The organism is Variovorax sp. YR266, assembly GCF_900107295.1.
In the GTDB taxonomy this organism is placed as follows: Bacteria; Pseudomonadota; Gammaproteobacteria; order Burkholderiales; family Burkholderiaceae_C; genus Variovorax.
Genome location: NZ_FNPM01000003.1, coordinates 504,607 through 517,410 on the forward strand (window position 1 = coordinate 504,607; position 12,804 = coordinate 517,410).

Annotated in this window: 13 protein-coding genes; 4 read left to right on the forward strand and 9 right to left on the reverse strand. The window is 66.6% G+C overall.

What is annotated here, in order from left to right; translation table 11 throughout:
- Positions 1–4 precede the first annotated feature (4 nt).
- The gene (locus BLW48_RS11510; RefSeq protein ID WP_093174735.1) at positions 5–1,372 is read right to left on the reverse strand and encodes an MFS transporter; all 1,368 of its coding nucleotides are present in this window, start codon (positions 1,370–1,372) and stop codon (positions 5–7) included.
- Positions 1,373–1,490: 118 nt separating this feature from the next.
- Between BLW48_RS11510 and BLW48_RS11515 the strand changes: the two genes are divergently transcribed.
- Positions 1,491–2,408, forward strand: a complete 918-nt coding sequence (locus BLW48_RS11515) for a LysR family transcriptional regulator (protein ID WP_093057074.1) — start codon at positions 1,491–1,493, stop codon at positions 2,406–2,408.
- Positions 2,409–2,417: 9 nt separating this feature from the next.
- Here BLW48_RS11515 and BLW48_RS11520 read toward each other — a convergent pair whose 3' ends face one another.
- The 4 genes from BLW48_RS11520 to BLW48_RS11535 all read right to left on the reverse strand — a co-directional run bounded on the left by BLW48_RS11520 (position 2,418) and on the right by BLW48_RS11535 (position 7,665).
- Complete coding sequence (locus tag BLW48_RS11520) at positions 2,418–4,229, reverse strand: feruloyl-CoA synthase (protein ID WP_093174737.1); 1,812 nt, start codon at positions 4,227–4,229, stop codon at positions 2,418–2,420.
- A 310-nt stretch (positions 4,230–4,539) separates the two neighbouring features.
- On the reverse strand, positions 4,540–5,490 hold the full coding sequence (locus tag BLW48_RS11525) for a 3-hydroxyacyl-CoA dehydrogenase NAD-binding domain-containing protein (protein ID WP_371127549.1): 951 nt from the start codon (positions 5,488–5,490) through the stop codon (positions 4,540–4,542).
- A gap of 2 nt (positions 5,491–5,492) precedes the next feature.
- Positions 5,493–6,701, reverse strand: coding sequence for an ABC transporter substrate-binding protein (locus tag BLW48_RS11530; RefSeq protein WP_093174739.1), 1,209 nt, complete (start codon positions 6,699–6,701; stop codon positions 5,493–5,495).
- A 43-nt stretch (positions 6,702–6,744) separates the two neighbouring features.
- Positions 6,745–7,665, reverse strand: coding sequence for a beta-keto acid cleavage family enzyme (locus tag BLW48_RS11535; RefSeq protein ID WP_093174741.1), 921 nt, complete (start codon positions 7,663–7,665; stop codon positions 6,745–6,747).
- A gap of 153 nt (positions 7,666–7,818) precedes the next feature.
- Here BLW48_RS11535 and BLW48_RS34975 point away from each other — a divergent pair, with 153 nt between their 5' ends.
- The 3 genes from BLW48_RS34975 to BLW48_RS11550 are packed head-to-tail and all read left to right on the forward strand — an operon-like array spanning position 7,819 to position 9,399.
- Entirely contained in the window at positions 7,819–8,199 is a 381-nt protein-coding gene (locus BLW48_RS34975; protein WP_143047741.1) for a DUF1090 domain-containing protein, read from the forward strand.
- 7 nt (positions 8,200–8,206) lie between these two features.
- Positions 8,207–8,914, forward strand: a complete 708-nt coding sequence (locus BLW48_RS11545; RefSeq protein WP_093076540.1) for a Crp/Fnr family transcriptional regulator — start codon at positions 8,207–8,209, stop codon at positions 8,912–8,914.
- Positions 8,915–8,940: 26 nt separating this feature from the next.
- Positions 8,941–9,399: a hypothetical protein gene (locus BLW48_RS11550; protein WP_093174745.1), complete on the forward strand. Its 459-nt coding sequence runs from the start codon at positions 8,941–8,943 to the stop codon at positions 9,397–9,399.
- Between the two features lie 43 nt (positions 9,400–9,442).
- On the opposite strand, the gene BLW48_RS11555 is transcribed toward BLW48_RS11550, so the two are convergent.
- The 4 genes from BLW48_RS11555 to BLW48_RS11570 are packed head-to-tail and all read right to left on the reverse strand — an operon-like array spanning position 9,443 to position 12,718.
- Complete coding sequence (locus BLW48_RS11555; protein WP_093076543.1) at positions 9,443–10,144, reverse strand: ABC transporter ATP-binding protein; 702 nt, start codon at positions 10,142–10,144, stop codon at positions 9,443–9,445.
- Positions 10,144–10,893, reverse strand: coding sequence for an ABC transporter ATP-binding protein (locus BLW48_RS11560; protein ID WP_093057066.1), 750 nt, complete (start codon positions 10,891–10,893; stop codon positions 10,144–10,146). The genes BLW48_RS11555 and BLW48_RS11560 overlap by 1 nt, the downstream gene beginning before the upstream one ends.
- Positions 10,890–11,840: a branched-chain amino acid ABC transporter permease gene (locus BLW48_RS11565; protein WP_371127547.1), complete on the reverse strand. Its 951-nt coding sequence runs from the start codon at positions 11,838–11,840 to the stop codon at positions 10,890–10,892. Before BLW48_RS11565 ends, BLW48_RS11560 begins: the two co-directional genes overlap by 4 nt.
- Positions 11,841–11,845: 5 nt before the next feature.
- Positions 11,846–12,718 carry a branched-chain amino acid ABC transporter permease gene (locus tag BLW48_RS11570; protein WP_093174750.1) on the reverse strand — a complete coding sequence of 291 codons (873 nt, stop codon included), beginning with the start codon at positions 12,716–12,718 and terminating at the stop codon, positions 11,846–11,848.
- Between the last annotated feature and the right edge of the window lie 86 nt (positions 12,719–12,804).

The following is a 12,804-nucleotide window of genomic DNA, read 5'->3' on the forward strand; positions in this document are numbered from 1 at the left end:
TGAGTCAGGAAAGTTCGGCGGCCGCAATGTCTTCCAGCGAACGGCCGCGCGTCGGGATGCCCATGAAGGTGACGGCCGCCGCGCCCAGCAGCAGCACTGCCGTCGTCATGCCGAACACCCCCGCGAAGCCCAGCGCCGGATAGATGAAGCCGACCAGGATCGGCGCCGTGATGCCGCCGATGCGCCCGATGGCCGACGCCAGGCCGGAGCCCGTCGCACGTACCTGTGTCGGAAAAACCTCCGGCGTGTAGGCATAGACGCCCGCATAGGTGCCGTTCATGAAGAAGGACAGCAGCACGCCCGCCGCCATGATCTGCCCGTCGCTGTGCGTGAAGGCCAGCCCCAGCGCAGAGAGGCCGCCCAGCAGCATGTAGCTCACGATGGTGGCCTGCCGGCCGATCTTCTCGTTGAGCCAGGCGGCTGAGAAGTAGCCCGGAATCTGCGCGAGGTAGATCACCAGCGAGTAGCCGAAGCTCTTGGTGATCGTCATTCCGTTCTGGATCAGCAGGCTGGGAATCCAGGTGAAGAACGAGTAGTAGCTGAAGGTGATCGCCAGCCACATCAGCCAGGTCATGGTGCTGATGCGGATGAGCTTGCTGGAGACCAGCGTGGCGTAGTTCTTCAGCAGGCTGCCGCGGCTGTTGCTGGGCGGCGGGGCGGCCACGTCCTCTGCATTGAGCGCGGGCAGCGCAAGGCCGCGCTGCACGGTCTCGGACTCCATCGCGTCCACGATGGTCCCGGCCTCGGCCTGCCGCCCCTGGCTTTCCAGCCAGCGCGGCGATTCGGGCAGCGCGCGCCGCCACCACAGCAGCAGCAGCACCGGCATCGCGGTGATGAAGATGACGATGCGCCAGCCCTGCGGATGCGCCGGCACGATGAAGTAGCCCAGCAGCGCCGCCGCCACGAAGCCGAACGAGAAGAAGCCCGCCAGTGCGCCGGTGAAGGTGCCCCGGTAGCGGCGCGCCACGAACTCCGACAGGTAGGGCGCGATGATCGCGCTCTCGGCGCCGGCGCCGAAGCCGGCCACGATGCGCAGCCCGAGAAACACCGTCCAGCTGTCGACCATGCCGCTGAAGAGCGACGCCACGCAGTAGATCGCCAGTGCCGACATCATCACCACGCGCCGCCCGAACAGGTCGCCGCAGGTGCCGGACGCGAGGGCGCCGAAGAAAAAGCCGATGAAGTTCGCGCTGGCCAGCACACCGATCTGCACGCTGCTGAGCCCCCATTCGGTGCGCAGCACCGGCAGCACGAAGGCGATCACCGCTGCGTCCATTGCGTCGAAGGTGTAGCCCAGTCCTCCCATGAGGAGCAGGCGCCGATGGAAACCGGAGAACGGCAGGCGCTCGATGCGGGCCGACAGCATGGTCATGTGAATCCCTCGACTTCGGTGGTGCAGAGAAGCGGCAGATCGTAGGATCGCGGGGATATCACGACAAATTTATACGTGTGATTGTGTTTATTGATTCAGTGAATGGTCAGGCCGCACGATGAACTACCGCTCCGCCGATCTCAACCTGCTGAAGGTGTTCGAGGCCCTCATGACCGAGGGCAACGTCACGCGTGCAGCCAGCAAGCTGTCGCTGACGCAGCCCGCGGTCAGCAATGCGCTGCGCCGTCTGCGCGAGACCTTCGACGACGCGCTGTTCGTGCGCAGCGGGGCCGGCGTCAACCCGACGCGGCGGGCCATCGACCTGTGGGAGCCGCTGTCGCAATCGCTGCATGCGATTCGCGGCACGCTCGACCTGGAGCGCTTCGATGCGCTGCGCAGTACCGCCAGCCTCAGCATCGCGATGTCCGATTACGTCTCGGGCATCGTGGTGCCGCGGCTCGCCAGCAAGCTCAGCAAGGCGGCGCCGTCGATGTTGATCCACGCCATTCCCAACACGCTGGTGGATTTCGACAAGGTGCTGGCCGACAACAAGGCCGACTTCGCGATCAGCGTCTACAACGAGGAAGTGCAGCGGCCGGCGTTTCTCAAGTCGAGGGCGCTGTGGTCGCCTGACTTCGTATGCGTCATGCGCACCGGGCATCCGCTGGCGCGCGCCGACAGGATTCCGCTGAAGAAATTCCTCGCGGCCCGCCATGTGGACGTGAGCCTGGTCGGCAAGACCACGCCGACTTACGACCTGTTCCTGCACAGCCGAGGGCTGCAGCGCAACCTGGTCGCGACGGTGAACCACTACGGCGCCGCGTACGAAGTGGTGCGCCGCTCCGACCTGATCGCGGTGCTGCCGTGGTCCGAGAAGTTCGAGCCTGCGCGCCTGGCCGGCCTGCGCCGGATGCCCGTGCCGCTGGAGGCGCCGGCACGCGTCATCGAACTGTTCTGGCACCAGCGGCACGAAACCTCCGCGCTGCACCAGTGGCTGAAGAACACGCTGCTGGCGCTGTTCGAGCAGCCTTCGTGATCTTCTTGATCAGGCGCGCAGCCGCACCACCTGCAGGTCGTCATCGGCAAGGGCGTGCAGGCGCGCCACGTCCGCCGCGCGGCGCGTGAGCACGGCGCGCTGGTTGATGTAGCCCTTGTCGGTGATCTCGCCCGCATCGAGGCTCGGCGGCTCGGCCAGCACCAGTGCACAGGCCGGGCATTGCGAGGAACCCGCGCCTTCGTCGCGCAGCGAACGCAGCACGCCGGCGATGCGCTCACCCATGGCCTCCGGCGGCAGCGCCGCGCCTTGCGGGCTCGCAAACACCAGCATGCCGATCTCGTCGCGGTCGTGGCCTGTGAGCACCACGTCCTGCGCATGCGGCGCGAGCATCGACACGAGTTTCACGCGCAGCGTGCCCACCGACACCCAGGTGCCGGTCGAGAGCTTGAAGTCTTCCGCCACGCGGCCGTTGAAGATCACGCCATGCGCGGGCTGCGCCGGGTTCGCGAGAAAGCCGGCGTCGCCGATGCGGTAGTAGCCCTCTTCGTCGAAAGCCTGCGCCGTTTCGCGCGGCGCATCGCGGTAGCCGGGGAACACCGAGACGCCCTTGACGCGCATCTCCAGCTTCTCGCCGTTGGGCACGAACTTCAGCTCCAGCCCCGGCAGCGGCGCGCCGATGCAGCCGGCACCGTCGAGCTTCCAGTGCGCGGAGGTGATGGCGGGCGAGGTCTCTGTCGCGCCCCACGAGGTGGTGAGCCACAGCGGCCGCGTGGGCCGCACGCGCTTTGCCACCGCTTCGAGCCGCTGCCAGGTGGAGGGTGCCAGCGCCGCCGCCGCATAGAAGGCAAGCCTTAGCCGCGAGAACACTTCGGCGGCCAGCGCGTCGTCGGCTTCGAGAAAGGGCAGCAGCATGTCGAAGCCGCGCGGCACGTTGAACAGCAGCGTGGGCTTCACCTCGCGCAGGTTGCGCACCGTCTTCTCGATCAGCCCCGGCGCGGGCCGGCCCTCGTCGATGTAGAGCGCGCCGCCGTGGCACAGCACCATGTGCAGGTTGTGGTTCGCACCGAAGGTGTGGCTCCAGGGCAGCCAGTCGACCAGCACCGGCTTTTCCTGCGCGAGGAAGCGCCAGGTCTGCGCCATCATCTGCTGGTTGGCGCAAAGCATGCGGTGCGTGTTGATGACCACCTTGGGCTTGCCGGTGGAGCCGGAGGTCAGCAGGTACTTGGCGTGCGTATCGGGCAGCACGTCGGCGAAGGCCTGCATGACGGCGGGTGTTTCCTTCGCTGCGAGCAATCGTTCAAACCCGATCGCACCGGGATGCGCATCGGCGTTGCGGCTGAACACCGTGACCGCTTCCACGCCGCAGCCTGCGAGCGATGCGCCGTATATCTTGGCGTCGGATGCATAGATCAACGCGGGCTTCAGCGCCTGCAGCATGCCGTGCAGCCGCGAAGGGTCCTTGGCCATGCGCGAGTAGGCGCTGGAGAGCGAACACGCGGTGCGGCCGATGTGCATGGTCGCGAGCATCAGCACGGCGTGGTCTATGGCGTTGTCCGAGAGGATCACGACCGGCTGGCCTGCCGGCAGGTTCAGGTCGAGCAGGCCTTGCGCCACTGAGCCGACTGTTTGGCGCAGCGCACGGTAGTCGAGCTTGCGCCAGCCTTCGCCTGTTTCGTCGCGCTCGGCGAAGGCCAGCGCGTCGGGCGTTTCCGCGGCCCAGCGTTCCAGCCATTCTCCGATGCAGCGTGCGTAAGGCTTCAACGCCATCGGCGAGCGCAGCGCGAAGGAGCCGTCGTCGAAGTCGATGCGCACCGTGCGGGGTGGGGCGATCAGACTTTCGTCATTGAGGAAGTCGGTCATTTCAGTGTTCCGGGGTTTGTTCAGGGCGTGTGCGAATGACACCGGGTACTCCCCTCCGCGAATGTCCCCCGGGGCTGCGCCCCTCCTCCTTTATTTCGCTGCGGGGAGCACCCGGTGCCATTCGCACATGGGCGCAGCCGTATTGCCGGCCGCACGAGCGTTGCGTCCATCGATCACGTCGATGGGGTGCCTTGCGCAGCGAAATAAAGGAGGAGGCCGCAGGCCGGGGGACATTCGCGGAGCAAGGCACCCCGTCGGCGTGATCGCACCCCGAACGAACAACGCGAAAAATCGAAAAGCAAGCTTTCATCTAGTCGAGCTTGCCGGTCTCTGCCTTCGCGCGAATCAGGTTTAACAGCAGGGTGTCGCGGGCAGCTTCGAGGTCGCTGGTGCGGCGTGAGCCCAGTTCCTGGGCCACGCCGTCCGTCACCTTCTGCTTGAGATCTGCAGTCATCGACGGCGTGCCCAGGTCCTTCCACCAGTCCTCGATCGGTCCACCCAGGTGCGCGAGCACGTGCTCGATGCCACCAGCACCACCCGAGAGATGCAGGTTCATGAACGGCCCCATCACCGCCCAGCGCAGGCCGGGTCCGTGCGCGATGGCCGTGTCGATGTCGGCCACGCTCGCCACGCCTTCGTTGACGAGGTGGAAGGCTTCGCGCCACAGCGCCGCCTGCAGCCGGTTCGCGATGTGGCCTTTCACCTCGCGCTTCACGTGGATCGGCCGCTTGCCGATGGCGGCGTAGAACGCCATCGTGCGCTCGATGGCCTCGGCCGAGGTCTGCTCGCCACCGATCACCTCCACCAGCGGAATCAGGTGCGGCGGGTTGAACGGATGCCCCAGAACGACGCGCTGTGGATGCGCGCAGCCCGACTGCACGCCGCTGATCGCAAGGCCCGACGAGCTCGACGCGAGGATCGTGTCCGGCGGCGCGGCGGCATCCATGCGGCGGAACAGGTCGATCTTGAAATCCATGCGCTCGGGGCCGTTCTCCTGCACGAAGTCGGCCACCGAAACGGCGTCTTCCAGGCTGTCGTGAAAGCGCAGCCGGTCTACCGATGCACCCGGCACCAGGCCGAAGCGCTCCAGCGTGGGCCAGTGCTGCGCCACCGCAGCGCGCAGCCTGTCTTCGGCGCCGGGCGACGGATCGGTCGCGTTCACGTCGAGCCCGTGCGCGAGAAAGTACGCGACCCAGCTCGCACCGATCACCCCGGTGCCGACAACCGCCACGCGCTTCACGCTCGAAGAAGAAGTGCTCATGCTCATGCTGATTTCCACCGCGCGCAGCGGCTCTCCGCCTTCGTGGTCCATGCGGCCTCGCCGCGGATCGGCTCGACCACCTTGTAATAGTCCCATGGTTCTTTCGACTCGGCCGGCGTCTTCACCTGCATCAGGTGCATGTCGTGCACCATCAGCCCGTCGTCGCGCAGCCAGCCGCCCTTGACGAACATGTCATTGAACTTCGTCTTGCGCAACTGCGCCATCACCTTGTCGGCATCGTCGCTGCCCGCGGCCTTCACGGCCTGCAGGTACTGCAGCGCGGCCGAGTAGTCGCCGGCATGGAAGGAGGAGGGCATGCGCTTGTGCTTGTCGAAGAAGCGGCGCGCCCATTCGCGCGCCTCGGGGCTCTGGTTCCAGTACCAGCTGTCGGTGAGGTACATGCCCTGCGAGCTCTTCAGGCCCAGCGCATGCACATCATTGATGGTGATGATCATGCCGGCCAGCTTCATGTTCTTGCTGATGCCGAACTCCGCCGCCGACTTGATGGCATTGACCGTGTCGCCGCCCGCATTGGCCAGCGCCAGCACCTGCGCCTTCGAGTTCTGTGCCTGCAGCATGAACGAAGAGAAATCGCTCGCGCCCAGCGGATGCTTCACCGAGCCCGCCACCGTGCCGCCACTGGCCTGCACGATCTTGGCCGCGTCGTTCTGCAGCGCCGCGCCGAAGGCGTAGTCGGCCGTCACGAAGTACCAGCTCTTGCCGCCAGCCTTGACCACCGCGCTCGCAGTGCCGCGCGCCATGGCCACCGTGTCGTAGGCGTAGTGCACCGTGTAGGGCGAGCAGTACTCGTTGGTGAGGCTCGACGCGCCCGAGCCCACCACGAAGTAAGGCTTCTTCTTGTCGGCCGCCACGCCAGCCATCGCAATGGCCGCGCCCGAGTTGACGCCGGCGATCAGCATGTCGACCTTCTGCACGTCGAACCATTCGCGTGCCTTGGCGGCGGCGATGTCGGGCTTGTTCTGGTGGTCGGCCGTGACCAGCTCGATCTTCTTGCCGCCGATGGCCCCGCCCATGTCGGCAATGGCCATGCGGATGGCCTCGGCGCCCGCCGGGCCGTCGTAGTCGCGGTAGATGCCCGACATGTCGCTGATGAAGCCGATGCGTATCGTGTCGTCGGACACCTGGGCCGAGGCGCTTGCTGCGAAAGCCGTGCCCAGGGCGAGGGCCAGGGCGGTGCGGGAAATGTTCATGTGCCTGTCTCCGTTCGTTCGTTGTTCTGGTTCTTCTTCGTCGTCAGCCCAGCGCGAACTCGGGCCTCGGCGTGCCCACCCGCGGCAGGCCCATCATCTGCCGCGCCTCGGCCGGCGTGGCCACCTCCATGTCGAGCTCGCGTATCACCCGCACGATGCGCTCGGTGAGCTGTACGTTGGTGGCCAGCTCGCCCTGGCGGAAGTAGAGGTTGTCTTCCAGGCCCACGCGCGCATGGCCGCCCAGCAGCAGCGCCGCCACGTTGGCTTCGAGCTGCGAGGGGCCGATGCCGCTCACGCAGAAGATGCTGCCCTTGGGCAGGGTGTCGACCATCATCTGCAGGAAGCGCGGCGAGTAGGGCATCGCGTTCTGGAAGTTGCGGTGCACGTTCATCACCATGTTGATGAAGTAGGGCTCGTCGTCGTGGCCTTCCTGGATCAGCGTGGTCGTGTCCTGCAGGATGTGCGTGGGGCTGAACACCTCCCACTCGGGCTTGATGCCGCGCGCCTTCATGCCGGCGGCCAGTTCGCGGCCGCGGGTGATGGGCGTGTCCATCAGGATCTGCCTGCCCTCGAAGCTCAGGTTGAGCGTGGTCGCGTCGAGCGTGCACATCTCGGCGCCGGCGTCCATGCCCTTGATGCGCTCTTCCCACGCGATCTCCCAGCGCTCGCCGGCCAGCGGCTTCACCATGTCGCCGTGTACGCCGCCGCCGGTGGAGTTGTTGATGACGATGTCGCTGCCGCCTGCGCGGATGCGGCTGTTGATGTCGCGGTACACGTCGGCGTTGCAGGTGGCGCCGTCGTCCGGGCGGCGCGCGTGGATGGCCACCACGCTGGCACCGGCGTTCCAGCAGCGCAGCACGTCGGCGGCGATTTCGGCGGGCTGCGTGGGGAGATGGGGGTTCTGCGACTTGTGCGCCATGCCGCCGGTAGGGGCGATGGTCACGATCACTTTGCGCTTCGACATGCTCGGGGACTCCTGGTGTCTTTCATGGGGGCGCGTCATTATTTTTTGGGGCGCATTTGCACTCAGTCATCGCGACGACATTTGGGGGCAGGGTTTACGCTGCGCCAAACGCTAAAGTCGCCCCAGCGCCATTGCGCGCATCAAGGAGAACCAATGAGACTACTGCCCATCCTCCTGGCCGCCGCGGCCGCGCTGACCTCGACCTGGACGCTCGCGCAACCGGCAGGCCCCACCACTTGCGAAGCCAAGCGCGAGGCCATTGGCCGCGACATCGAGGCGGCCAAGGCCAAGGGCCAGAAGCAGCGCGTGCGCGGGCTCGAAAAGGCGCTGGGCGAAGTGCGCCGCACCTGCAGCGACGCGAAGCTGGGTGCAGAGCACCAGCGGCGCATTCGCAGCCAGGAACGCAAGGTGGCAGAACGCGAGCGTGACCTGCGCGAGGCGCAGCACAAGGGCCGAGCCGACAAGATCGCAGACCGCGAAGAAAAATTGCGTGAAGCGCAGGCCGAGCTGCAACAGCTCAAGGGCGCGCAGTAAAAAGAAAATGCCCACGACCAGGCCCGCCATCCAGGCGGCATCGCTCACGATTCCCCAGTTGCTCCAGGGCTCGGCCTGGTTCCCGCTGCTCGACGTGGCGGCGGGCGAGCGCGTGCTCGACGAGATACGCGAGGTCGACGTGGCCGCGGGTGCCGCGCTGTGCCGGCGCGGCGACACGCCACTGCACTGGTACGGCACGCTCGAAGGGCTGCTCAAGTGGTCGATCACCTCGAGCGACGGACGCTCCGTGACCTTCGGCGGGCTCTCGGTCGGCAGCTGGTTTGGCGAGGGTACGTTGCTGCGGGCGCTGCCGCGTTCGGCCGACATCATCGCGCTGCGGCCGAGCCGCGTAGCGCAGTTGCCGCTCGAAACCTTCGAGTGGCTGCACCGCACGCAGCGCGGCTTCGACCACTTCCTGCTGCAGCAGATCAACGAGCGGCTGCACTGGTTCATGGGCAACTACGCGGCGCACAGGCTGCTCGATGCCGACAGCCAGGTGGCGCGCGCGCTGGCGGGGCTGTTCCACCCGTGGCTGCATCCGGGGAGCGAGCCTCACCTGCAGACCTCGCAGGAGGAGATTGCGAATCTCTCGGGCGTGTCGCGTCAGCGGTGCAATGCGGCGCTGAACCGGCTGAAGGAAGCGGGCTTCCTGCGCATCGAGTACGGTGGCATCACCGTGATCGATCTCGAAGGGCTGCGGCGCTTCATCGAATAGCAAAAAAAGGAATCGGAGTACGCCCCATGCATGAATTCAGCATCTTTGCCGACTACTTCCAGTTCTACATCCAGGACGAGGCCGCGGATGGCGACCTCTCCGATGCGTGGACAGACGAAGCCGTGGAACGCATGCTTGCGACCGAAGCCGGCGTCGTCGGCATCGGCACCGTTCGCAACATGGACGTGCCCGTCACCGTCGAGATCCTCGATACGGAAAGCCCGCTCGATCTCGACCAGTGGGAGCATGTCGTCGAATGCACCCTGGTGACGCAGAGCGCCAACCTGGTCATCGCCGGTTGTACCGACTACTTTCCCGATGCGGCGCGCATTCCCGTTGCGCCCGGAACCTACAGGCTGCGTGCCTGCTATGCGGGCCTCAACACGCTTTCCGAAGACGGGCTGGAAGGCGGCGATCGCTACCACCTGCAGCTCTGGCCGGCGCCGGTCATCGAACCGACTGTTCTCAAGCAGCGCGTGGCCTGATTGCTCACTGCGTCAGCCGCAACCGCATGCGGGCGCACCCCTTCTACACGCCCAGCAGTTCTTCCAGCGCCTGCGGCTCGGCCAGCAGATCGGCCGAGGCTCCGTGCCGCACGATCTGTCCCTTCTCCATCACCACCGCAAGATCGGTGTGCGCCAACACCTTGCGGTAGTCGCGGTCCACGATCAGCGTCGCGATGCCGGTCGCACGGATCTCGCCGATCACGCGCCAGATCTCGGCCACGATCAGCGGCGCCAGGCCTTCGGTGGCCTCGTCGAGGATCAGCAGGCGCGGGTTGGTCATGAGTGCGCGGCCGATCGACAGCATCTGCTGCTCGCCGCCCGACAGCTGCTGGCCGCCGTGCGACAGCCGCTCGGCAAGTCGCGGAAAGGTGGCCATCACGCGGTCGAAGGTCCACTCGCGCCGGCCGTCGATGCCGGCGCGTTCGCTCATCACGAGGTTCTCGCGCACCGACAGGTTCGGGAAGATGCCGCGGCCCTCGGGCACGTAGCCGATGCCCAGCCGCGCCATCTTCTCGGGCGGCAGGCCGGTGACGGTGCGGCCGTCGACCTGCACTTCGCCCGAGGCGGGGCGCACGTAGCCCATCATCGTGCGGATCAGCGTGGTCTTGCCCATGCCGTTGCGCCCGAGCAGGCCGACCGATGTGGCCGCCGGAATGCCGGCGTGCACGCCGCGCAGGATGTGGCTGTTGCCGTAGTAGGTGTTGAGGTCGCGGACGATGAGCATCAGTGGTCTTCTCCGAGGTAGGCGGTGCGCACTTCGGGGTTCTCGCGAATCTCTTTGGGGTTGCCTGTGGCGATGACGGTGCCGTTCACCATCACCGTGATGCGGTCGGCAATGCGGAAGACCGCGTCCATGTCGTGCTCCACCAGCAGGATGGCATGCGTGGCCTTCAGCCGCGCGAGCAGCGTGAGCATGCGGTCGGTTTCCTCCGCGCCCATGCCGGCGAGCGGCTCGTCGAGCAGCAGCACGCGCGGGTTGGTCGCCAGGCACATGGCCACTTCGAGCTGGCGTTGCGCGCCGTGGCTCATGGTACCGGCGATGCGGCCCGCTTCATGGGCGAGGCCGGCAGCTTCCAGTGCCGCGTCGGCCGATGCGTTGCTGGTGGCGCAATCTTTCGACGATTGCCAGAACGCCCAGGGTTTGGGCGTGGCGGCTTGCGCGGCGAGCCGGCAGTTCTCGTGCACGCTGAACTCCGGGAAGATGGTCGTGCGCTGGTAGCTGCGGCCCACGCCGTCGCGCGCACGCTTCGACTGGGCGCGGCCGGTGATGTCCACGCCGTCGAGCGCGATGCGGCCTTCGGAGGCTTCGATCTCGCCGGAGAGCATGTTGATCAGCGTCGACTTGCCCGCGCCATTGGTGCCGATCACCGCATGGACTTCGCCGACGTGCAGGTCGAGCGTGACGGCGTTGACGGCCGTGAGGCCGCCGAAGCGGCGCGTGAGGCCTTCGACGGAAAGCAGTGCGGTCGTCATGCGGCCCCCTTCGGCGACAGGCGTTGGACCAGGCCGATCAGCCCCTTGGGCAGCAGCGCCACGAACACGATGATCGTCAGCCCCAGCGTCAGCTGCCAGTGGTCCGCCAGCGGGCCCATCACCGCATGCGTCGAGAAGATTTCCTTCAGCAGCGTGAACGCGATGGCGCCGATCACCGCGCCGCGCAGATGGCCGAGGCCGCCGAGGATCACCATCAGCAGCACTTCGCCCGAGTTGTGCCATGCCATCAGCTCCGGGTTGACCACGCCGTCGCGCGAGGCCAGCAGGAAACCCGCGAGCCCGGCCAGCGCACCGGCCAGCACGAAGGCCGCGAGCTTGTAGCCATACACCGCGAACCCTGCCGCGCGCATGCGCTGCTCGTTCACGCGGATGCCGGCCAGCGCTGCGCCGAAGCGCGAGCGGCGAATGAGTGCCAGCAGCCCGTAGGTGAACACCAGCGACGCCAGCACCACGTAGAACAGCACCGTGCGGTTCTCCATGTCGAGCGCGCCGATGGCAGGGCGTACATACATGTAGATGCCGTCGCTGCCGCCGCCGACCTTGGTGTCGTGGAACACGAAGAAGGCCATCTGCGCGAAGGCCAGCGTCACCATGATGAAGTACACGCCGCGCGTGCGCAGGCTCAGGGCGCCGACGAACAGCGCATAGAGCGCAGCCGCGCCCATGGCCAGCGGCAGCAGCAGCGCGAAGTTGCCGCCCTCGCTGCCCGAGGCGAGCACGGTCATGTACGCACCAATGCCGTAGAACGCCGCGTGGCCCAGGCTCACGAGACCCGTCATGCCCACCAGCAGCTCCAGGCTCAGCGCGAAGATCGACAGGATCATCACCTTCACGATGAAGTCCGACGCATAGTTGCCCAGCAACGGACCGGCGATGCCGATGGCCACCGCGCAGGCTACGGGCAGGAGGAAGGCGGTTTTTTTCATGGCTGTCATGGCCGCTTCCCCATCAGCCCCTCGGGCTTCCATATGAGCACGATGGCCATCAGAAGATAGATGCCGATGCCGCTGAGGTCCGCGAAGAACACCTTGCCGAAGGTGTCGACGAAGCCCACCAGCAGCGAGGCCACCAGCGCGCCCGTGATCGAGCCGATGCCGCCGATCACCACCAGCACGAAGCAGATGATGAGCACGCTCGCACCCATGTTCGGGTACACCGAGGACATCGGCGCGGCGATCATGCCGGCCAGCGCCGCCAGCGCCACGCCGGCCGCGAACACGATGCGGTAGAGCCGCTTCACGTCGATGCCCAGGCCACGCACCATGTCGCGGTTGCTCGCGCCGGCGCGGATCATCATGCCCAGCCGCGTGCGGTTGACCACCCAGTACAGCCCCACGGCCAGCACGATGCAGGCGGCCGAGGCGAAGAGGCGATACCACGGGTAGCTCATGACGTTGCCCAGCGCGAAGCTGCCGTCGAGCCATGCGGGCACCTTCACGCCGTGCACGTCGTTGCCCACCAGGATGGAGCGCAGTTCCTCGAACACCAGGATCAGGCCGTAGGTCATCAGCACCTGCTGCAGATGGTCGCGCTGGTAGAGGTAGCTGAAGAAGGCCCATTCGAGCAGGTAGCCGAACACGGCGGCCAGCACCACGCCGGCCACCAGCATCAGCAGGAACTGGTCGCCGAACAGCGGCGCGAGCGCGAACGCCATGTACGCACCGATCATGTAGAAGCTGCCGTGGGCGAGGTTGATGACGCCCATGATCCCGAAGATCAGCGTCAGCCCCGAGGCCACGAGAAAGAGCAGGAGTCCGTACTGAACCGAGTTCAGGCACTGGACCAAGAAGGTTCCGAAATCCACGAGGAGGTTCTCTCTGGGCGGGATCGTTGTTCAATGGGAATGCACTGCGCGGGACACCGCGGAACCGGCTTTGCCGGGCCGCAGGT